This is a genomic window from Mesorhizobium sp. M0018, from assembly GCF_040323955.1.
In the GTDB taxonomy this organism is placed as follows: domain Bacteria; phylum Pseudomonadota; class Alphaproteobacteria; order Rhizobiales; family Rhizobiaceae; genus Mesorhizobium.
On sequence record NZ_JAMYVL010000026.1, the window covers coordinates 39,800 to 62,322 of the forward strand.

The following is a 22,523-nucleotide window of genomic DNA, read 5'->3' on the forward strand; positions in this document are numbered from 1 at the left end:
GCATCTTGTCGTGGTGCGGAAACAAACTTTCGGCCAAGTGTTGCGATGCAACCAATTGCATTTGGACCGGTTTTAGGGACATTGCCGTGGCGGTGACGCCGCACTGCGTCCCCAACACGGAACCTTAGATGAATATCCAGGCCAATCTCGCACAGATCGAAAAGACGAGCGCCAGCTTCCCGGCTGTCACCGACGAGCCGATACGCTCCAATTTCCTGCCGGAAGATCGGCTGCGCGCTTTGGGCGCAGCCCTTGCCAATGGCGATGCCAAGGATTTGTTCGGTCTGACGCCTTTCGATTTTCAGGCGCGCATCCGCGACAGCGCCAGGAAAATTCTCGATGTCTACCGTTCCACCAACGCTGCCCAGGCGAGGGGCGAAACGATCACGCCCGCGGCGCAGTGGCTGCTCGATAACAACTACCTGGTCGAGGAGACCATTTTTCAGGTCAAGCGCGACCTGCCGCGCCGCTTCTACCGCCAGTTGCCGACGCTGAAACTGTCGGATGGATCCAGCGTGCCGCGCGCACTGGCGGTCGCGTGGACCTATGTCGCGCATTCCGACAGTTCCGTCTCGTCGGCCATGTTCAAGGCGATTGTCGAAGGCTTCCAGTCCGTCGAGCCGCTGAAGATCGGTGAATTATGGGCGCTGCCGTCGCTGCTGCGCTTCGTCCTGATCGAGAACCTTCGCCGGATCGCGGTCCGCGTCAATCGCACGCGGGAACTGCGCCAGATCGCCAACGAGGTCGCCGACCGTGTGCTGGCGACGGACGACAGCGCCGACCGGCAGGCGATACTTTCCCACTACAGCGCCCATGCGCAGGACACCACCTTCGCCACCCAGTTGCTCTACCGGCTGCGTGACGGCTCGCAAAATGCCGGCAGGGCGCTGGAATGGCTGGAGGGCGAGCTGGAAAGGACCGGCTCCGACGCCGAGGAGATCATCCTCAGCGAGCACCACACGCTGTCCAGCGGCAACGTGACCACCGGCAACATCATCCGCGGCCTGCGCCTGATCAACGACATCGACTGGACGGTGTGGTTCGAGGGCGTCAGCCGCATCGACACCTTGCTGCGCGAACGCACCGATTTCGCCGCGCTCGATTTCTTTTCGCGCGACCAATACCGGACTGCGATCGAGGAACTGGCGCGCCGTTCCGATCTCTCCGAATTTCGCGTTGCCGAAAGGGCGATCGAGCTCGCCGGCCATGCTGCCGATGCACCGGGCTCCGAAAACGGTCCGATCGCTCACACCGACGTCGGCTTCTTTCTGGTCGGCCCGCGCCGGCAGGAGCTCGAGCGGTCGATCGGCTACCGGCCGACCATCGGCAAGACGCTCAACCGGACCTTCCGCAAGACCGGATGGCTGGGCATTGTCGTGCCGGTGTTTGCGCTGACGGTCCTGCTTCTGGTCGTTTCCGGCAATGCGCTTGCCAATCTCGGCCTGTCGGTGCCGTCGATCGTCCTGATGCTGGCCCTGTTCGCGGTGCCGGCCAGCGAAGGCGCGCTCGCATTCTTCAACACCGTCGTCTCGCTGTTTTTGAAGCCGACGCGTCTCATCGGCTATGATTTCAGGCACGGTGTGCCGCCGGAGGCGCGCACGCTGGTGGTGGTGCCGTCGCTGATCGGCTCGCGCGACGATGTCGAGGAGAACATCCGCAACATCGAGGTGCATCACCTCGCCAACACGGCGGGCGAAGTCTATTTCGCGCTGCTTTCCGACTGGCCGGACTCGAAGACCGAGATCGATACGGCGGATGTCGAAATCCTCGAATTCGCCCGCGCCGAAATCGCCAGGCTGAACGCCCGCTATCCCTCGGAAGGGGCGCCGCGCTTTTATCTGCTGCATCGGCGCCGGCTCTACAACGCATCGCAAGGCGTCTGGATGGGCTGGGAGCGCAAGCGCGGCAAGCTGCACGAATTGAACCTTCTGCTGCGCGGCGACAGCGACACCACCTTCCTGCCGCTGGAAGTGCCATTGCCGGAGAGCGTCGTCCACGTGATGACGCTGGACGCCGACACCCGCACCACCCGCGACGCCGTCGCTGCGCTGGCCGGCAAGCTTTGCCACCCGCTCAACCGTCCGCATTTCGATGTCGCACGGCGCGAGGTTACGGCAGGTTATTCCATCCTGCAGCCGCGTATCACCGCGTCGCTGACCAGTGGCGACGAGGCATCGTTCTTTCAGCGTGTCTTTTCCGCCAATCGCGGGCTCGATCCGTACGTCTTTGCCGTGTCGGACCTCTACCAGGACATCTTCGGCGACGGTTCCTTCACCGGCAAGGGTCTTTACCATGTCGACGCCTTCGAGGCGGCGCTGAAGGGTCGCATCGAGGAAAACACAATCCTCAGCCATGATCTGCTCGAAGGCGCCCTGGCGCGCTCGGCCTTGGTCACCGACGTCGAACTGGTCGAGGACTATCCGACCCGCTATTCGGTCGATGCGTCGCGCCACCATCGCTGGGCACGCGGCGACTGGCAGCTTCTGGGCTTCATCCTTGGCCCACGCTCAAACGTGCCGGCGCTGTCGCGCTGGAAGATGGTGGACAATCTGCGCCGCTCGGTGACGCCGATCTTCTGGGTGATGGCCGCGATCGCCGGCTGGACGTTGCTGCCCTTCACGCAGGCCGCGCAATGGCAGGCGCTGCTGATCCTTACGCTGTTCATGGCGCCCACTTTCGACATCGTCAACGCCATCCTGCCGAAGAGCGGCGATCAGACGCCGCGCGGCCATTTCTCGGCACTGGCACGCGACGTTGCCTTCGGCACCGCCCTGGTGGCGCTGAAGATCGTGCTGATGGCGCATCTTGCCTGGATGATGGGCGACGCGATCATCCGGACGCTCTACCGCCTGTTCGTCAGCCGCCAGAACCTGCTCGAATGGCGCACCGCCTCGCAGGCACACAAGGGCGGCGACAACGATCTCGGCTCCTACTACAGCATCATGTACGGCGCGGTGATCATAGGCGTCGTCGGCCTCGCCGTCCCGGTGCTGGCCGATTCCACCGGCGCCTTCGTCGCCTTCTTCTTTGCCTTGTTCTGGATTGGCTCGCCCGCCATCGCCTGCTGGATCAGCCGTTCGGCCGAAACCGAGGACCGCCTGCGCATATCGGCCGCCGACATCCACGCGCTGCGCACCGTGGCGCGGCGTACATGGCACTATTTCGAGACCTTCGTGACGGCCGAGCATCACCATCTGCCGCCGGACAATTTCCAGGAAAGCCCGGCCCCCGTTGTGGCGCCCCGCACCTCGCCGACCAATATCGGCGTCTACCTGCTGTCGGTGATTTCGGCACGCGATTTCGGCTGGATCAGCCTCTCCGACGCCGTCAACCGCATCGACGCGACCATGTCGACCATCGAGAGCATGCCGCGCGACCGCGGCCATCTCTTCAACTGGTATGACACGACGACCCTGAAGCCGCTCTACCCGCTGTACATTTCGGCGGTCGACAGCGGCAATCTCGCCGGCCATCTGGTGGCCGTGGCCGCTGCCTGCGCCGAATGGGCCGAAGCGCCGTCGGTGCATGTGCAGGGCGACTTCGAAGGCATCCTCGACACCGTCACCATCCTCGACGAAAGCCTTGAGGAACTGCCCGACGACCGGCGTCAATTGCGGCCCTTGCGCCAGCGGCTCGCCGACCGTCTCGACGGCATGCGGCGGGCGGTCGAATTGATCAAGGCACAGCCGGAGATGGCGTCGATCCGTACCATCAACCTGGCCGTCCTGGCCGGCGAGATACGCAAGCTCGCGACAGCCATCCACACCGAGGCCGCGTCGACCCAGAGCGACACCATCGCCGATTGGGCGGCCAGGCTCGAAGCCACCTGCGAGGCGCATGTGCACGACGCGCACAGCGACGAAAACGCGGTCGCGGCATTGCGGGCCAAGCTTCTGACCTTGCGCGAGCGCACGCGCCGCTTCGCCTTCGAGATGGATTTCTCGTTCCTGATGCGGCCCGAGCGCAAGCTCCTGTCGATCGGTTACCGGGTCGAGGAACATCAGCTCGACGAAAGCTGCTACGACCTTTTGGCCTCCGAGGCGCGGCTGACCAGCCTGTTCGCCATCGCCAAGGGCGATTTGCCGACCGAGCACTGGTTCCGGCTCGGCCGCCCGATCGTCGAGATCGGCTTCCAGGGCGCACTGATGTCCTGGTCCGGCTCGATGTTCGAATATCTGATGCCGCCACTGGTGATGAAGGAGCCGCAAGGCAGCATTCTCAACCAGACCAGCAAGCTCATCATCAAGCGCCAGATCCAGTATGGCCGTTCGAAGAACGTTCCCTGGGGGATTTCGGAAGCGGCCTACAACGCCCGCGACCGGGAGCTGACCTATCAGTACACCAATTTCGGCGTGCCCGGGCTCGGCCTGAAGCGCGGCCTTGGCCAAAACACGGTGATCGCGCCTTACGCGACCGTGCTGGCAGCGCAGTTCACGCCGCATGAATCCGTCCAGAACCTGGCCAGGCTGAGGCGGCTGGGCGCACTGGGCCGGCATGGTTTCTACGACGCGGTGGATTTCACGCCGCAACGCGTCCCCGAGGGCACCGACCACGCCGTCGTGCTCAACTACATGGCCCACCACTCCGGCATGTCGATTGCCGCAGTTGCCGATGCGATCTTCGAAGGGCGCCTGCGCGACCGCTTCCACAGCGATCCGGTGATCGAGTCGGCCGAATTGCTGCTGCAGGAAAGGGCGCCGCGCGACATCCCGACTGCGACCGTCCGGACCGAGGCCGACGAGCGCTCGAAGGACGAGACCGAGCTGGAAAGCCCGGATACCCGCATCGTGCTCGATCCGCTCAGGGCGCTGCGCTCGACCAGTGTCATGTCCAATGGCCGCTATTCGGTCATGGTGACCGCCACCGGCTCCGGGTACAGCCGCTGGGGCGAACTTGCCGTCACGCGCTGGCAGCCGGATCCGACCGAGGACCGCCTTGGTTCCTATATTTTCCTTCGCGACGCCAGCAACGGCGACTGGTGGTCGGCCACCGCCGAGCCGAAGCGCGCCGCCGGCGAGCGTGCGCAGACGCTGTTCTCCGACGACAAGGCGAGCTTCGTCAAATCGATTGGATCGCTGCGTTCGGAAGTCGAGTGCATCGTCATCTCGGAAGGCAATGGTGAGGGCCGACGGGTGACGCTCCACAATGATGGCCCCGCCGACCGGCATATCGAAGTAACCTCGTTTGCCGAACTGGTGCTGGGCTCCGAGCCCTCGGATAATGCCCATCCGGCTTTTTCGAAGATGTTCGTGGAAACCGAGATCGCGCCGAACAACGGCGCGATCTTCGCCACCAGGCGCAAGCGCGAAAAGGACGAACCCGACGTCACCATGGTGCATTTCGTCACCGACCCGTCTGGATCGGCGCGAGACGCCGAGGCGGAAACCGACAGGCGCGCCTTCATCGGCCGCGGCCGCACCATCACCGAAGCGGCGGCCTTTGATCCAGGCGCCAAGCTTGGCGGCCATTCCGGCTTCACCCTGGACCCGATCGCATCGCTTCGCCGGCAGGTGCGCGTGCCGGCCAACAAGAAGATTTCGCTGACGTTCTGGACCGTCGTCGGTACCCATCGCGCCGAATTGGATGCCGCCATCGCACGGCTCGACCATCCCGAAAGCTTCGCCCGCCAGGCGATGCTCGCCTGGACGCGCTCGCAAGTGCAGACCCGGCACCTTGGCCTCAGCCTGTCCGACGCCGCCAATGTGCAGAAGCTGGCGCGCTATCTGATCTATCCCGATCCGTTCCTGCGCCTTCCGGGCGAATCCATCGTCTCCGGGCTCGGCAGGCAGTCCAGCCTGTGGCCGACCAGCATATCCGGCGATTTTCCGATTTTCCTGGTCAGGATCGCCGATGTCGCCGATCTGGAGATCGTCGCCCAGGCGCTTCGCTTCCAGGAATACATGCGCGCCCGCGGCATGATGATCGACTTTGTCGTCGTCAACGAGCAGGCGTCATCCTACGTGCAGGACCTGCAGCGCGCGGTGGAGACGCTGTGCGAAAACAGCCGATTGCGCGGCAAGGAGCTCGGACCCCGCCAGCACATCTTCGCGGTGCGCCGCGATCTGATGGAGGAAACGACCTACAGGACCTTGCTCGCCGTCGCTCGGGTGGTGCTGCATACGCGCAACGGCACCATCTTCGACCAGATCGAGCGTGCCGAGGCCGCGGCACTGCAGGCGCGGGACGCCGCCCTCCAGCCGGCAGACCTTGCAGCGCTTCGCGAGCCGTCCTTGCCGGTGCCGACGTCGCAAGTATCTGCCGCCCAGGCACTGATCGAGGGCCGCGTCGACGGCAGCGGGCTCGACCAATGGAACGGTTTCGGCGGCTTCGACGGCGGCGGACGCCACTACGTCGTGCGTCTTGCCGGCCGGCGCACGACGCCGCAGCCGTGGATCAACGTCATCTCCAACCCATCGTTCGGGTTCCACATTTCGGCTGAAGGCGCTGCCTTCACCTGGAGCCGCAACAGCCGCGACTATCAGTTGACGCCATGGTCGAACGATCCGGTCACCAACCGGCCGGGCGAGGGCATCTACATCTACGATCACGCCAGTGGCAGGGCGTTCTCGCCAATGGCTGCCGTGGTGCGTGATCCGACAATGACCTACGAAACCTGGCACGGGCAGGGTTTTTCGACGTTCCGCTCAAAACGCGGGCCGCTGTCGATGGACCTGACCCATGTCGTCGATCCCGTCGATCCGGTGAAGATATCGCGGCTGCGCATCCAGAATTCGGGTTCGGTGCCGATGCGGCTGCGCGTCTACGCCTATGCGGAATGGGTTCTTGGCGGCCATCGCTCGCGCACCGCTGCAAGCATCGTTCCGTCGAGGGATGCCGCAACCGGTGCATTGCTGGCGCAAAATCCCTATGGGCTCGATTTCGGCGAGCGGATCGCCTTTCTGGCCGCCGACGGTGCTGTGCATTCGGTCACCGCCGATCGCGGCGAGTTCATCGGCAGGCAAGGCACGAGCGAGTTTCCGCATGCCGTGCTGAGCGGCGCCGGCCTGTCGGGCCGTGTAGAGGCCGGCGACGATCCCTGCGCGGCCCTCGCACGCGACATCGACATCGCTGCCGGCGGCGACGTCACGCTGCTCTGGCTGCTCGGCGACGCGGCCTCGCCCGAGGCGGCCAGCGCGCTGGTGCAGACCCATCGCTCCAGGGATTTCGATCAGCGGCTGGCCGACAACGAGCGCACATGGCGCGGCTTTCTCGACACCATCCAGGTCGAGACGCCGGACAAGGCCCTCGACGCCATGGTCAATCACTGGCTGCCCTATCAGAGCCTGGCCTGCCGCATCCGTGCCCGCTCGGCGTTCTATCAGGCGAGCGGTGCCTTCGGCTTCCGCGATCAGTTGCAGGACACCTTGGCCTTGCTGGCGCATGACCCCAAGCTGGCGCGCGATCAGATCCTCAACGCGGCGCGGCGGCAATTCCCCGAAGGCGACGTGCAGCATTGGTGGCTGCCGCGCACCGAGGCCGGCGTCCGCACCATGATCTCGGACGACGTGGTCTGGCTGGCCCACGCCACGGCCCGCTACCTGCTGGTGACCGGCGACACCGCGATCCTGAAGGAGCAACTGCCCTTCATCGAAGGGCAGGCGCTGGGCGAAGGCGAGCACGATGCTTTCTTCATCCCGGAAATCTCGAAGAAGACAGCCTCGCTCTACGACCATTGCGCGCGGGCGCTCGATCTTGCCGTCAAGCGCAGCAGCCCAGCCGGGCTGCCGCTGATCCTCGGCGGCGACTGGAACGACGGCATGAACCGCGTCGGCGAGCTCGGCAAGGGCGAGAGCGTGTGGCTGGGCTGGTTCCTGCTGAAGACGCTGGGCGACTTTGCCGCTGTCGCCAAGGCTGAGCGCGATGCCAAGCGCGTGCAGGCCTGGACGAAGCACGCCGAGGTGCTGAAACGGGCGCTGGAAAGCACCGCCTGGGATGGCGAGTGGTATCGGCGCGGCAGCTTCGACGACGGCACGCCGCTCGGCTCGCGCAAGTCGGACGAGTGCAAGATCGATTCGATCGCCCAGTCCTGGAGCGTGCTTTCGGGCGAGGGCGACCCTGCGCGGTCGACCACGGCAATGGCGCAGGCGATGAAAGCGCTCGTCGACGACGACCTCAACATCGTCAAACTGTTCACCCCGCCCTTCTCGAAGACGGAAAAGGACCCGGGCTACATCAAGAGCTATCCGCCGGGGGTCCGTGAAAACGGCGGCCAATACACGCACGCGGCGACATGGTTCGTCATTGCGCTGGCCGAGATGGGTCGCACCGACGATGCCTACCGCTGCCTTTCAATGCTCAATCCGGTCTACCATGCTCTCGATGAAGCCGCGGCGGAGCGCTACCGCGTGGAACCTTATGTCGTCGCGGCCGATGTTTATTCCGGGCAAGACAAGGGCGGCCGCGGCGGCTGGACCTGGTATACCGGGTCGGCGGGCTGGCTTTATCGCGCCGCGGTCGAGAGCATTCTCGGCATAGAGCGCCGCGGACAGCGCCTCCAGTTCACGCCGAGACTTCCCAGCCATTGGGACGGCTATTCGGCAACTCTGAAGATGCTGGGCGCCGAGATCAAGGTACGCGTCGTCCGCGACAAAAAGGCCCGGGCCATCTCACTTGAAGTGAATGGCACGAAGACCAAATCTTCGTCCTTCGAGCCAAAAGCCGGAGATAGTGCCGAGGTGGTCGTCAGAATACCGGCCTAGATTCAAGGGCTTGGAGCGTCGCTTAGCGTTCCCAGGGCACGCACGGGCGCTCCAAGTGCCTCTACCGGTTATATTTGCGTTTGACCTTGCTGAATGCCTGCACACGACTTTAGACGTCGTGCCCAGGGTCTTGCTGATTAAAATTGTGGCAGTGCTTTCCAGCTGCCATGATTTTGCCGCAACGCTGACATTTCACCTTTTATCTCAAACTGTTAGACGATCACGGCAAATTTCGAAGCGTCGTCATCTTTTGTTCGCGGAATGGGAACGGAAGAGCTAGACGAGCATTGTTTTGCGACGCGTCAACCGATACGAGTCAAAAAATGACGCACTGCACCATAAATAATTGGCGGAGTAGCTGAAGTGTCACTTCTGCAAATCTACTGGCGAGCCCTTGGTTATCTCGCTGCCGACAGGAAACGCGTTGCGTTTATCTGCGGGGCGAATGTCGCGCTTGCCATTATCGCCATTCTCGAGCCGATCATGTTCGGCCGGGTGATCGATGCCATTTCGGACCGCGGCTCGGTATTCGCGACACTCGCAATGTGGGCCGGCCTCGGCGCGTTCAACATCATCGCCTTCGTGCTGGTGGCGCGCGGCGCCGACCGCTTTGCCCACCAGCGGCGCAGCGAGGTTCTTTGCCAGTCGTTCGAGCGCGTGATCACCATGCCGCTTGCCTGGCATCATCAGCGCGGCACCTCCAATTCCCTGCACACGCTCCTGCGCGCGGTCGAGACCTTGTTCAGCCTCTGGCTGGAATTCATGCGGCAGCATCTGTCGACCGCGGTTGCGTTGGTCCTGCTGGTGCCCACCGCGCTCAGCATGGATATCCGCATGTCGATGGTGCTGCTGGCGCTTGGCGCGCTCTATGTCGGCATCGGACGGCTGGTGATGCGGCGCACCAAGGAAGGCCAGGCGGCCGTGGAGCGGCACTACCACAAGGTATTTGCGCATGTGACCGACTCGGTCAGCAACGTCGCCGTCCTGCAGAGCTACAACCGCATCGGCCATGAGACCGAGGCGCTGAAGTGCTACGTCAAGAACCTGCTCGACGCACAGAATCCGGTGCTCGACTGGTGGGCGATGGCCAACGCGCTGCACCGCCTGTCGTCGACGATTTCGATGATGGTGGTGCTCTTGATCGGCGCCTATCTGGTGACGCACGGCCAGTTGCGCATCGGCGACGTCATCGCCTTTACCGGCTTTGCCACGCTGCTGATTGCCCGGCTCGACCAGATGTCCGCCTTCGCCAACCAGATTTCCGAGGCGCGCGCCAAGCTCGAGGAATTCTATCATCTCGAGGACTCTGCATCCGACGCCGCCGAGCCCGATGGGCTGCGCGATCTCGTCAACGTCACGGGTCATGTGCGTTTCGAGAATGTCTGCTTCGAGTTCGGCAATTCCGGGCAGGGCGTCGACGACGCGTCGTTCGAGGTCCAGGCCGGCCAGACCGTCGCCATCGTCGGCCCGACGGGCGCCGGCAAGACGACGCTCATCAACCTTCTGCAGCGCGTCTTCACCCCGTCCGGCGGCCGTATCCTGATCGACGGCGTCGACACCCGCACGGTGACCCGCAAGTCGCTGCGCCATTCGATCGCCACCGTCTTCCAGGATGCCGGCCTGCTCAACCGCTCGATCGAGGACAACATCCGCGTCGGCCGCGCGGAGGCGACCTATGACGAGGTTCATGCCGCGGCCAATGCCGCCGCCGCGCAGGATTTCATCCTGTCGAAGAGCGAGGGCTACGATACGGTCGTCGGCGAACGCGGCGGACAGCTGTCCGGCGGCGAGCGCCAGCGCATCGCGATCGCCCGCGCCGTGCTGAAGGACGCGCCCATCCTGGTTCTCGACGAGGCGACCAGCGCGCTCGACGTCGAGACGGAAGACCGCGTCAAGGACGCCATCGACGAATTGCGGCGCGGCCGCACCACCTTCATCATCGCCCACCGCCTGACCACCGTTCGCGATGCCGATCTGGTCGTGTTCATGGACAAGGGCCGGGTGGTCGAGATGGGCGGGTTCACCGAACTGTCGCTGCGCAACGGTCGCTTCGCCAGCCTGCTGCGCGCCGGCGGCCTGCTCAACGACGAGGAGGTCCGCCGCCTCAGCCGTCCGGTGAACGAAGCCGCTTGAGCAGCGCGGCTTGCCTTCTCCCCTATGGGAACCACAAGGGGGGCAGCGCCATCGCAGGTGGAGAGCCGAGGCTTTCGCTCTACGATGTACCCCCACCCCTAACCCCTCCCCACAAGGGGGAGGGAGACTTCCGTTGGCGCTGACCTCGGCAAATTTGCCTGCCTTTCGGCGCCAAAAGGGGAAGTAAGGGCATGCGGCAGCGTTCCCTCCCCCTTGTGGGGAGGGTTAGGGTGGGGGTCCATCTTCGTAAGAATCCAAAATGCGATTGCCCCGCCGTCACGGGGAGAACGGGAGACGCCGTACCGCCGCTGCGGTTGCCGCAACTCCGCCGGCGGTCTATGTAAGGCGGCATGAGCGACACGACTTCACGCCTCTCCGGCTGGATGGACCTTGCCAACCCGACGCGGTTCGTCGGGCTGGCCGACAAGGTCGTGCCGTGGCTGGCGAGCGTTGCCGCCATCATCCTCGCTGTCGGCCTCTACATGAGCTTCACGGCGCCCGAGGACTTCCAGCAAGGCATCACCGTTCGCATCATGTATATCCACGTGCCTTTCGCCTGGCTCGCCATGATGTGCTACACGCTGATGGCGGTCTCGGCACTGGGCACGCTGGTCTGGCGCCATCCGCTGGCCGACGTGGCGCTGAAATCGGCGGCACCCATCGGCGCCGTCTTCACCGCCCTTGCACTGATCACCGGTTCGATCTGGGGCAAGCCGATGTGGGGCACCTGGTGGGTGTGGGACGCGCGGCTGACCTCGGTGTTCATCCTGTTCCTGATGTATCTCGGCATCATCGCGCTGACCCGCGCGCTCGACGATGCCGGGCGCGCCGCCTGGGCCGCCGCCATCATCACCCTGGTCGGCTTCATCAACATTCCGATCATCAAATTTTCGGTCGACTGGTGGAACACGCTGCATCAGCCGGCGTCGGTGTTCCGTCTCGGCGGGCCGACCATCGATCCAAGCCTGTTGTGGCCATTGCTGGTGATGGCGCTCGGCTTCACCGTGCTTTTCTTCGCGTTGCACCTGATGGCAATGCGTACCGAGATCCGCCGCCGCCGCGTCATTTCGATGCGCCGCGTCGCGGCGAGGCAAGCTAGCTGATCTTCGTCGAGTTCCTTCGCGCCCTCCTCTGGCCTGCCGGGGCGCTGTCCCTCCAGCGTTCAAAGACTGTTGCCTAAAGCCTCCGCACGCGCTCCGGCCTGGTTCACCCCATACGCCCGCGCGCCTTGACCGGCAGCGTCTCGATCACCGTCTCGCCTTCGACCAGATGCACCTCGTCGAACAGGTTGGTGACGACGCAGCAATGATCGGGCACGACGCGCACGCGCTCGCCGATGCGAAGCTCGGCGCCGCCTGACAGCGTGACATTGCCGTGCTCTTCGCTGAGGCTGGTCACTCTTGCGCCTGAAATGCCCAGCAGCTCGCCGAAATCGGCGAGCCCCAGCGTATCGCTGGACAGGGCCTTGCTGCCGGCGTCGAGGATGGCGCGTGTCGGCGTTGGGTGGCTGACCACCGTCGACAGCACCGTCAGTGCGCAATCGTCGAGGCTGCCGACGCCTTTGGCGACCTGGTAGCGGTCGAGATAGATGTAGGTGCCGGGCCGGTATTCGGTAACGACGCTATGCTCGCCGGAACGCCACATATCGGGTGTGCCGCCGCTGGAGATGCGCTCGCAAGCAAGGCCGGCTGCGGCAAGTGCTTGTTGCGCATCGGCGAGCCACGCCTCGGTCTCGGCGGCGCGGCCGGCCCCCGGGTAGGTCATCAAGCCGCCGAAGACGAGCCCCCGGACCTTGTTGATCTCGCTCGCCAGCGCGACTGCCTCGCCGGCCGACTGCACACCGCAGCGGCCCATGCCGGTGTCGCATTCGACCAGCACCGGCAGGCGGTGGCCGGGATCGGCAAAGGTGGCGGCAAGCCCCATCAGCGTGTCCATGCTGTCCGTTGTCACCGACAGGGTTACGCGGCCGTGCAGCGCCTTGAGGCGCTCCAGCTTGGCCCGCCCGACGATATTGTAGGGCAGAAAGATGTCGGTCAGTCCGGCATCGGCCATGACCTCGGCCTCGCCGATCTTCTGGCAGGTGATGCCGACGGCGCCCGCCGCGATCTGCTTCTTTGCCCAGTAGGGCAGCTTGTGGGTCTTGACGTGCGGCCTGAGCTTCAGCCCGTGCCGGTCGGCATGGGCCTGCGCCCGCGCGATATTGGCTTCGGCGCGGTCGGCATCGATCAGGATCGCCGGCGTATCGAGGTCGTCTATGCTGCGCATGGTCTCACCATCGGAAAATTGGTTGACCTTATGGCCCTGATCGGACCCCATGTCATGGGGCCAGCGACAGCAGTTTGCATCGACACCGGATGGACGTTCGGCTATTGCGGTTTGAGCAATTCCAGGAAAAGTGTGAAACGGTTTTCCGTCCGGAATTGCGTCCAAAAAAAGATAGAGCGGTTCGGCGTTCCGTGAAACGATGAATCGTTCTAGCGCTCGCAAAGCGACGGGAAGGAACCACGACCATGAAACGCTCCGCCATCAACGACATCATCCGCGACGCCGACGCCTTCATCCGCTCTTTCGGCTACATCATGCCGCCCTTCGCCTACTGGACCCCCGAAGAGATGAAGGCGCGCCGGCAGGATTCGTCGGCAATCTTCTCCTCCCGGCTCGGCTGGGACATCACCGACTACGGCCAGGAGAAATTCGACGAGCTCGGCCTGTTCCTGTTCACCGTCCGCAACGGCCGCTACGAGGACATGAAGAAGGGCATGGGCATGCTCTATGCCGAAAAGATCATGATCTCGCGCAAGGACCAGTTGTCGCCGATGCATCGCCACAACATCAAGGCCGAGGACATCATCAACCGCGGCGGCGGCAAACTGGTGCTGGAGCTGTTCATGCATGATCGCGATGGCGGCATCGATCCGAAGGCCGAAGTATCGGTGCCTGTCGACGGAACCATCCACAGACTACCTGCGGGTGGGCTCCTGAAGCTCGACCCAGGCCAGAGCGTCACTTTGCTGCCGGGTGTCTGGCATGCCTTCTGGGCCGAGGGCAAGGACGTGCTGATCGGCGAGGTCTCGACCGTCAACGACGATCTCACCGACAACGTCTTCCGCGAGCCGATCGGCCGCTTCGCGGACATCGACGAGGACACGGCACCGCTGCATCTGCTGGTGTCCGATTATGAGAAGTGGGTGGGATAGGGGAGGGTGGCATTTGAACCGGGGCTCATGAGAGGGGCTCATCAGGTTCGTCGGCGCCGCCCCTCATTGCCCTGCCGGGCATTTCTCCCCGTATAGTGACGGGGAGAAAGACGCTATCGCAGATGGTTTCGCAAACTGGCAGCGTTGCGGAATAGTGGTCGACATTGCGTCTATCTCCCTTCTCCCCGTCACTATACGGGGAGAGCGACTGTCTTGGCTGTCAAGTTGTTTGCCACGGTTTTTGATCCCGGACTATAGCGTTGAAAATGGTGAGAAGCTTGCGCATTGTGGCGACGACGGCGACGATCTTCGGCTTGCCGGCCTCGACCAGGCGGTCGCGGAAGGCCTTGAGCACGGGGTTGTGCCTGATGGCGACGAGGGCGGCCATGAAGAGGGCGGCGCGCACGTGGCTCCTGCCACCGCCAATGAAGCTCTTGCCACGCCATTTTCCGGACTGCCTCGTCCATGGCGCAAGGCCGGCGAGCGCGGCGATCTGGCGGCGGTCGAGGCTGCCCAGTTCCGGCATTTCGGCGATCAGGCTGCGGGCAACGACAGGACCGACACCCGGCACGGAGGAAAGCAGCTTTTCGTTGACCCGCCAGACTGGGGACTTGCGGATATGATCGTCCATGCCCGCATCGAGGCTTGCCAGCTCACGCCGAAGCGCGACGAGCAGCCGGTGGATGCTCTTTTGCGCCTGTTTCGCGATGACCGTGCGAGCACGGTTCTCCTCCGCCACGATCATCTGCACGATCTGACGCCGGCGGGCGACGAGCTCGGCCAGGGCCTCGGTTTCGGCGTCGCGCAATGGCCGCAATTGCGGCTTGGTCGCAGCGATGAAAGCGGCAATGACGGCGGCATCGATCGGGTCGGTCTTGGCCCGCTTGCCGAGTGCATTGGCATAGGCGCGCACCTGCGCCGGATTGACCACGACAATCGCCAGGCCGGCGCCTGCCAAGGCGGCGACCGCCAGTCTCTCGAAGCTGCCTGTCGACTCCAATCCGACAACGGCCGGCGAAAGGGCTGCCAGCCGCCGAACCAGATCCTCCACCCCGGCGTGGTCATTCTCCACCGAGAACGCCTCGCCCGACGGCAAAACATGCACGTCGAGCCGATCCTTGGAAACGTCGATGCCAACAATGATTTCCATCCTGTCCCATCCTTGCCTAATCGGGCTTCGCTTGCGGCCCAGGCGACTGTTCGGGTTCGATGGAACGGCGGACGAAGACCCTTGCTCTCCCACGGGCTCGATCACCCAAAGATGCTCCGGTCTCCCGTCCGCCACCGCACCTGCCTTCATAGCAGAGTCGGCAAGAAACAAGTTACAAAGGTGCCGGCAGGCGGATGAGGGGCAGCACCGATGCTTCTCGCTAGCTGCACCTGTTCGGCAACTGCTACCGCGCATGCTTGTCGGCCCTGCGGTTGCCGAGCAGCAGCTTGCGTTCGAGATGCGCCCGTAGCTCGCCGTAGTAAGCCGTCAGGAACGCGCGTGCGTCATGGGCTTGGGGTGCCGCGCCGATCTTGCGTCCGATCGTTTCGGCCACCGTCCGCAGGGCGAAATAGTCGTCGCGGCGCAGCACCTCTTCCAGCTTGTGGAGTTCGGCAATCCCGTAGGCATCGAGCTGGGCGTGGCTGAACCGGAAGGCGCCGGCCGCTGGATCCTGCCGTGCCGACAGGTCTTCAAGCAAGGCGCGCTTCGGCGCCTCTACCACCCAGGTCCCCGCCAACAGATCACCGATCCGCATGCGGTCGCGATTGAACAGCGGGAACAAGGCAAACAGCAGCGTCCACACCAGTCCGAACACCGTCGTCAACGTGTCGGCGAGGTCGGTCCCGCTGCGTCCAACGATGATCGACAGCGGCAGGAACACCTCGATCTCGCGCATCAGGTTGCGGGCGATGACCTGGTCGATCGACAGGCCGTCTCCGCTGCGCGACGCGACCCGGATGCCGACGATCCGCTTGCCGGGCGTAGCCGCGCGCCGGCCCGCTTCGAAGACGATGAAGTAGGCGTTGCGCAGAAAGAAGATCAGGATGATCCAGACGACGAAGAGCGGCTGAAATCCCTCGCTGCCAAGGCCTCCCACCCCGAATAGCGCGACGATCGTGATCACGATTGCAGCCACGGCGATGAACACGATGTCGAGCAGGAAGGCGGAGGCCCGCGTGCCGGCGTCGGCCAACTTTATCCGGAGATCGACGCCTTCGGGCGTGATCAGCGGCCGTACAGCCGCGAAGGCGGCGCGTTTAACGATCGCCATGCCGCACCGCCCGGAACAGGTAGAAATAACCGATCCACAGCACCAGCATGCCCCCGCCAATGCCGTAGCGCGTGACGTCGCTGGTGATGGTCTGCCTGCCAATGCCCTCGAGCAGCCCGGCAAACAGCAGCATGACCGAGACCCCGACCATGGCGTTCGCGGCGATGCGTCCGGCGCGAGCCGCTGCCGCCATGCGTGTCAATTCGCCGGGAAAGGCGATGCTGGTGCCGATGCGCATGCCCGCCGCGCCGGCCAAAGAGATTGCGAACAATTCGGTGGTGCCGTGGATGGCCAGCCAGCCGCCGAGCTCCATGCCAAGCCCCTTGGACCAATAGACTTGGAACAACGCCCCGATCATGCAGCCGTTGTACAGCATCAGCAGCACCGTCGGCACCGCGAAGGCGAAGCCAAGGGCGAAGGCCAGGATTGCGACCTGGACGTTGTGCGTGAACAGATAGGCGGCAAAGCCTGAGAGAAAGCCATTGTCGCCATCATAAAGCATGCCTCGCAGCAGCTCGGCCGAGGTGTCGGGGCCGCGGCCTCCTGCGAGGCCGGGCGGGATGATCGCGTCGAACCAGCTCTTGTCGGATGCCACCAGCCAGGCGCCTGCACCAATGCCGATCACCATCAGCGCGACCGACGCCAATGTCTCGCGCCACAGGTCGCGAATGGCTTCGGGCCAGTCATGCAGGAAGAAATCGGCGAGGCGCTGCCGCAGCCCGCGGCGCGCGCCGTAGAGATAGAAATAACCGCGCAGCGACAGCGCTTCGAGATAGCCGACCAGCGCATTGTCGAGCGATGTCGCGCGCGCCACCGACAGGGAAGACAGCGCCGATCGATAGAGCAGCGGCAGCGACAGCAGCTCCTCTTCGGAAAGCGTCCGCGGCGCACGCTTCTCGACACGCGCCAGCAGCGCCTCGAATGCCTTCCAGTCGGCCTCGCGCTCGCGGCGGAAGCTGGCCAGCGACTGGCGTACCGCGTCGCCGCGCTCCGCATTGCCGCGTACCGGCGCCGTCACAGCAAATCCTCCTGCTTGAACTGCAGATAGCGCTCGACCAGCGCCGGACCGAGCCGGTTGTGGTCGGCTTCGATCACATGCGCCCCAAGCAGGCGCAGCCGGCCGATGACGACCTGCCTTTCGCGCAAGAGCCCTCCGGCAACGACCGCGCGGGCAACATCCTCGCCGGAGCGTGGCGGCAGGTCGGCCAGGCTCTCCAGTTCGGTGTCCTTCATCATCATGAACAGCACGAGATGCCGTTCGGTGAGCCGGCCCACGGTGCGCAGCATCAATTCCGCACTGATCGGATCGACGAAATCGGTGAAGATGATGACCAGCGAGCGGCGGTCGAGCCGCGCCGCCAGCGTCGTCAATGCCAGCGTGAAATTGGTCTCCTCGCTGGAGTAGTCGATCTCGGCGGCCCGTTTCTGGATCATCGCAAAGCTGGCGGGGCCGCGCACCGCGCCGCTCGAAACGCGCGGCCTTGCATCGAAGCCGAACAGGCTGACCATGTCACCGCCCTTCAGCGCGATGAATGCCGACAGCAGGGCGGCCGTCACCGCCCGGTCCACCTTCGGCACCCCGTCGACCGGTTCGCACATCAGGCGTCCGCTGTCGATGGCCAGCACGATGTTGTTGTTCTCCTCGATGCGGAACTCGCGCGCCAACAGCTTGCCGTGGCGGGCGCTGCGCTTCCAGTCGATCATCCGCCGGCCCATGCCCGGCTGGTAGTCCTTGAGCGCGTCGAACTCGCGGCCTTGACCGGCGCGGCGCTGCGCATGGCCTTCGGCAAGCGCCGCATGTTGCAGCAGCGTGATCGCCTCGCCGCGAGCGCTGCTGACGTCGGGCAGCACGGCAACCTTGCTTTCCACCGGCAGCACGACCTGGTTCCAGACCAGCCCGAACGGCCCGCGCCAGCGCACCCAGAGACGGTCGAAGCTGGCGACGCCGCGCCGCAGCGCCTGGAAGCGGAGGAAGAGCGACCCGCCTCCGGCGGTCGGCAGCAAGGCGCCGCCGCTGCCGTCCACCGGCGCCAGACGCGCATCGTGGCCGACCCGAGCCTCCGCGGCGCGCGGCCCCGAGTGACGGGCGGTGATTTGCACGCCGAATTCCCCGCCGACACCGGCCTGCTGCGGCGCATCGATGCTGGCATTCAGCGATGCCCGTCCGCGTCCGGCCGCGGCATCCACCGCCAGGAAGGCAAGCAGCAGGCAACTCCACAGCAATCCCAGATACCAGAACGACGGCAATGCCAGCGCGACCAGGAAGGCCGGCACCGCGCCGGCCGCAGCTGCCCATACCGCTCGGCCGCTGGGATAGATCAACGTGGTGCTTCCGTCTGGTCGACCAGGTCGGAGACGATCTGCTCGACCAGCCGGCCATCGATCTGTGCGGCAGGCGAAAGGATGACGCGATGACGCAGCGCCGGCACCGCCAGCGCCTTGACGTCGTCGGGGATCACATAGGCGCGTCCGTCCAGCGCCGCCCGGGCACGCGCCGCCCGCGCCAGCATGGCGCCGGCGCGCGGACTGGCCCCGACCTCCAGATCGGCATTTTCGCGCGTAGCCCGAACCAGCGCCGCTATGTAGCCGACGACATCGTCGACAAGGGTGACGGAGCCGACGACTTCAAGGGCCTCCTGCAGCGTTTCGCGGTCCGTCTGCGCCTCGATGCCATATTGCGCGATGTCGTGCGAGGCGGAGCCGCCGCCGTGATGGACGATGATGGCTCGTTCTTCCTCGGGGCCGGGATAGCTGACGCGGTGCTTGAACAGGAAGCGGTCGAGCTGCGCCTCCGGCAGCGGATAGACGCCCTGGTGCTCGATCGGATTCTGGGTCGCGACGACCATGAAATTGCGGCCGAGCGAATGCGTGGTGCCGTCGAAGGTGACCGCATGTTCCTGCATCGCCTCGAGCAGTGCGGCCTGCGTCTTGGGCGGCGTGCGGTTGATTTCGTCGGCAAGCAGGAGATCGCAGAAGATCGGGCCGCGCGTCAGCGTGAACTGCCCGGTCTGGAAGTTGTAGATGTTCGACCCGACGATATCGCCGGGCATCAGGTCCGGCGTGAACTGGATCCGCCCGTAGGCGATCCCAAGCGCCTGGGCGAAGCAGCGCGCCGTCATGGTCTTGGCCGTGCCCGGAGGACCTTCCAGCAGGATATGCCCGCCCGCAAACAAGGCGGTCAGCATCAGGTCGACCGTATCGTGCTGCCCGGTGATCGCCTTGGCCACTTCTTCCCTGATCCGTGTCGCCAGGGCCTTCACATCATCGACGTTCACCGAGCCTCCTTGCCGTCCAGTCATGCAGCCGTTCTGCTGCCTGTTGCATCTGTGTCAGATTCTTCGCCTCGCCGGCCGCTTGCGAGCGCGTCGTGAAGCCGCCGGCTTGCTCCTTATCGCGAGAGTCGAGCCAGTGGTCGAGCGCTTTGCCTTGCAACCCTTGCGGTGCCCCGAGCAGCGCGCCGGCGCGTACCCGCATCAAGGCCGCATAGCGGCCTCCCAGTTCGTCCAGCCGGCCGGCACGCCGCATGAGCATCGCCGTCGTATCGACCAGCGCACGCTTGCCGAAGGCAATCGCGCGCTGGTCGATACGCGGCGGGCCGAACCGGCCAAGGCCATGCAGGAACGCCAGCGCCGCAGCGATCAGGATCGTCAGTGTCAGCGCCAGGAACGGCGGCTCGACCAGAAGCTTGGCGAGGTCATATTTCCGCGCCCCGCCGTGCAGTGTCAGATCGAACATGACCAGACCCTTGCCAGGCCGCAGCCATTGGATCAGGTCGCGCGCCGCGGCCGCCTTGTCGGCATCTCCAAGCGCGGAATTGTTGATTAGGTCGGGGTCGGTCAGGATGAAAAAGGGTTTGTCTTGGAATTCGACGAGGACGGCCTTGCCGCTGCCTGCCGCAATGATCGGGTGATCGTCGGCAACCCATTGCATGTCTTGCGGCGCGGCGACGAGATGGCCCCGGATCTCGAGTTGCTCGACCGTGCTCCTGCCGACACCGAGCTTGGCCTTGGCGATCCGGCCGAGCCAATTGTTGACTACGGTGTCGGGCAAACGCTCGATTTTCATCTTCCATCCCTCATGCTGCTGGAGGGGCAAGGTCTGCCATTTGGGCAGCACGAAGAGAGTCTCGCGGTCATCGCGAAGCTCAAGAATGCGGTCAAGCGCCTCCGGATCGCTGTCGGGCGAGATGGTGACGATCAGCAGTATATCTCTGGCAAGATCGTCTTCGGTCCGCGCCATCAAGGGCGCTTCGCCGGTGAGCCGCAGCCATTCCGCCAGGCCGGCGTAGCCGACGCCGCTTTTCGACAGCGGCGTGGCGCCGCCATTGCCGGGTTGCCGGAAATCGGGAGCATAGGTGAACAGCAGGAAGAAACCGGCTGCCGCAAGGAGGCTGGCGAAAATCCCCCAAAACAGTGTCTTTCGATTGAACGGCTCCTGTGCCTCGACCGCCGGTGCGCTCACGTCCAGGCATCCCGGAAGGCGAAACGTTCATAGGCGCCGCGCGCCTGCCGCCAGCCTTCCGCGCCGACCGGCCGGCGCGCGAACAGCGCCGCCTCGACAATGCGGGCGATCTCGGTAAACGCATGGCGCGCCCTTCCCGGCAGGGAAGGGGCATTGGCGATGTCGCGCGCGGTGAGCGACGGGCGCAGGAAGTCCGGCAGCCGGCCGGCAATATCGGCGACGCTGCGCCGAAGCAAAAGGTGAACCGCCTCGTCATAGTCGCCGCGTGCGGCCAGCGCATCCGCTTGCGACAGCAGGATCTGCGCGGCGCCGGCGTCGGGGCGCCAGGCTTCTTCGTCTTCGACTTCGGGTCGGGCGCGCTGCCACGGCAGCCGCCAGGCGATGCCTTTCACCTCAAGGAAGACCAGAAGCAGGATGATTGCGACGCCCGATATCACCGCCCCCCAGAACAGATAGATCATGTAGGGACCGAGCCACGACAAAAAATCCTGTAGCGGTTTCAGCCATTCGGGCGGCTTCGGCGGCACATAGGCCGGCAGGTCGAACTGGATCGACTCATCGGCGATCAGCTGCTTGTGCAGATTGGTCAGCCGTTCGGCTTCCGCTGTGCCTGGCTGTGCCACCGCCACCCTCTCCCCTGCAACCTGTGGTTCCCCAGCCGACACTGGCAATGCGGCAAGACAATTGCAAGTGGACTAGACGTCGACCTCCAATGTTGGCACATTTAATGCGGGGATCACCAGCCGATATGCGGTGATTAAGCGGGGGACGCATCATGGTTTCAACGACATTGGAACGGTCGGACAAGTTTCGCATCGGCAGGGTTTTCAGCAACAGTTTTGCGGTTATCGGCCGCAATCCGGGTCTGTTGGTCGGACTAGCGGCTCTTTTTTCCGCCCTTCCGGCACTGGTGCTTAACCTTTGGAATTACAGCAATTTTGCCAACATCAATATTGCTAGTCCCGAAACTCTGGCTGTTGCCGATCCCTCGGCGATTCTACGCAACTCGTTAATATCGGTGGCTTTTGGCTTGATATATCTTGTGCTGGCTTTGTTGTTTCAATCATCACTGGTGAGGGCGACGATAGAAGACTTGAACGGCAAGCGCCCGGCAATCGGTGACTGCATCCAAATAGCTTTACGCTGCATATTCCCGACGCTTGGGATCGGGCTGGTGGTCTTTTTCGTCATGGTCCTCGGGGTTGTTGCGATTGCTGTCGCAGGGCTGATTATCCCGATCTTCGGGACGATCATCGCGTTCGTGATGCTGCTTGTTCCCGGCATCATGTGGTTGCTTGGTATATCGGTTTCCGTACCCGTGCTGATCCAGGAGCGCCTTGGCGTGTTTGGCTCGATGTCGCGGAGCCGCGCCCTGACGAAGGGCAGCCGCTGGTCACTATTCGGCCTTTTGCTGATTCTGTTCTTGGTGGCGATTGCCTTCCAAATGGCATTCGCTTTGGTGTTTGGATTGGCTTTCGCCCTTACCGGCAGCCTCTCGACCGTTGGCCTGATTGTGGGCGCGATTGGAAGCGCCGTTGTGTCAACGGTCGTGTCGACGGTAATATCGGTTGCCATCGCCGTTAGCTATGTCGAGCTGAGACAAATCAAGGAAGGCACCAGCGTCGAAGACTTGGCGGAAATCTTCTCGTAGCGGCAAGGGATTTGCTGCCTTCATCGCGTCAGGATCGGTCTGGACTGGATAGGTAATATCGTGGCGTCAATAACGCTGGAACAGCCCGACAAATTTCGCATCGGCAGGGTTTTCAACGACA

The 22,523-nt window shown here is 64.1% G+C and carries 13 protein-coding genes; 5 read left to right on the forward strand and 8 right to left on the reverse strand.

Annotated elements, in window-relative coordinates:
- Positions 1–128 precede the first annotated feature (128 nt).
- The 3 genes from NKJ81_RS27610 to NKJ81_RS27620 all read left to right on the forward strand — a co-directional run bounded on the left by NKJ81_RS27610 (position 129) and on the right by NKJ81_RS27620 (position 11,935).
- The gene (locus NKJ81_RS27610; protein WP_352542367.1) at positions 129–8,699 is read left to right on the forward strand and encodes a glycoside hydrolase family 94 protein; all 8,571 of its coding nucleotides are present in this window, start codon (positions 129–131) and stop codon (positions 8,697–8,699) included.
- A gap of 363 nt (positions 8,700–9,062) precedes the next feature.
- Complete coding sequence (locus tag NKJ81_RS27615; protein WP_352490123.1) at positions 9,063–10,832, forward strand: glucan ABC transporter ATP-binding protein/ permease; 1,770 nt, start codon at positions 9,063–9,065, stop codon at positions 10,830–10,832.
- Positions 10,833–11,182: 350 nt separating this feature from the next.
- Positions 11,183–11,935, forward strand: coding sequence for a heme ABC transporter permease (locus NKJ81_RS27620; protein ID WP_352465476.1), 753 nt, complete (start codon positions 11,183–11,185; stop codon positions 11,933–11,935).
- Positions 11,936–12,038: 103 nt separating this feature from the next.
- Here NKJ81_RS27620 and NKJ81_RS27625 read toward each other — a convergent pair whose 3' ends face one another.
- A complete protein-coding gene (locus NKJ81_RS27625) occupies positions 12,039–13,097 on the reverse strand; it encodes a D-TA family PLP-dependent enzyme (protein WP_352542368.1) in 1,059 nt (352 codons plus the stop codon).
- A gap of 245 nt (positions 13,098–13,342) precedes the next feature.
- Between NKJ81_RS27625 and NKJ81_RS27630 the strand changes: the two genes are divergently transcribed.
- Positions 13,343–14,029, forward strand: a complete 687-nt coding sequence (locus tag NKJ81_RS27630; protein ID WP_352457149.1) for a D-lyxose/D-mannose family sugar isomerase — start codon at positions 13,343–13,345, stop codon at positions 14,027–14,029.
- Positions 14,030–14,249: 220 nt separating this feature from the next.
- Here NKJ81_RS27630 and NKJ81_RS27635 read toward each other — a convergent pair whose 3' ends face one another.
- The 7 genes from NKJ81_RS27635 to NKJ81_RS27665 form a co-directional block, all read right to left on the reverse strand.
- The gene (locus NKJ81_RS27635; RefSeq protein ID WP_352542369.1) at positions 14,250–15,179 is read right to left on the reverse strand and encodes an IS110 family RNA-guided transposase; all 930 of its coding nucleotides are present in this window, start codon (positions 15,177–15,179) and stop codon (positions 14,250–14,252) included.
- A gap of 244 nt (positions 15,180–15,423) precedes the next feature.
- A complete protein-coding gene (locus NKJ81_RS27640) occupies positions 15,424–16,212 on the reverse strand; it encodes an RDD family protein (protein ID WP_352457151.1) in 789 nt (262 codons plus the stop codon).
- 64 nt (positions 16,213–16,276) lie between these two features.
- The gene (locus NKJ81_RS27645) at positions 16,277–17,308 is read right to left on the reverse strand and encodes a stage II sporulation protein M (RefSeq protein ID WP_352473664.1); all 1,032 of its coding nucleotides are present in this window, start codon (positions 17,306–17,308) and stop codon (positions 16,277–16,279) included.
- Positions 17,305–18,612 carry a DUF58 domain-containing protein gene (locus tag NKJ81_RS27650; protein WP_352542370.1) on the reverse strand — a complete coding sequence of 436 codons (1,308 nt, stop codon included), beginning with the start codon at positions 18,610–18,612 and terminating at the stop codon, positions 17,305–17,307. The genes NKJ81_RS27645 and NKJ81_RS27650 overlap by 4 nt, the downstream gene beginning before the upstream one ends.
- Positions 18,609–19,565 (reverse strand): AAA family ATPase, encoded by a 957-nt coding sequence (locus tag NKJ81_RS27655; protein WP_352449246.1) that lies wholly within the window; start codon positions 19,563–19,565, stop codon positions 18,609–18,611. Before NKJ81_RS27655 ends, NKJ81_RS27650 begins: the two co-directional genes overlap by 4 nt.
- On the reverse strand, positions 19,552–20,751 hold the full coding sequence (locus NKJ81_RS27660) for a DUF4350 domain-containing protein (RefSeq protein WP_352542371.1): 1,200 nt from the start codon (positions 20,749–20,751) through the stop codon (positions 19,552–19,554). The genes NKJ81_RS27655 and NKJ81_RS27660 overlap by 14 nt, the downstream gene beginning before the upstream one ends.
- Positions 20,748–21,374 (reverse strand): DUF4129 domain-containing protein, encoded by a 627-nt coding sequence (locus tag NKJ81_RS27665; RefSeq protein ID WP_352458749.1) that lies wholly within the window; start codon positions 21,372–21,374, stop codon positions 20,748–20,750. The genes NKJ81_RS27660 and NKJ81_RS27665 overlap by 4 nt, the downstream gene beginning before the upstream one ends.
- Positions 21,375–21,526: 152 nt before the next feature.
- On the opposite strand from NKJ81_RS27665, the gene NKJ81_RS27670 reads away from it, so the two are divergent.
- A complete protein-coding gene (locus NKJ81_RS27670; protein WP_352501475.1) occupies positions 21,527–22,402 on the forward strand; it encodes a DUF7847 domain-containing protein in 876 nt (291 codons plus the stop codon).
- Positions 22,403–22,523 lie beyond the last annotated feature (121 nt).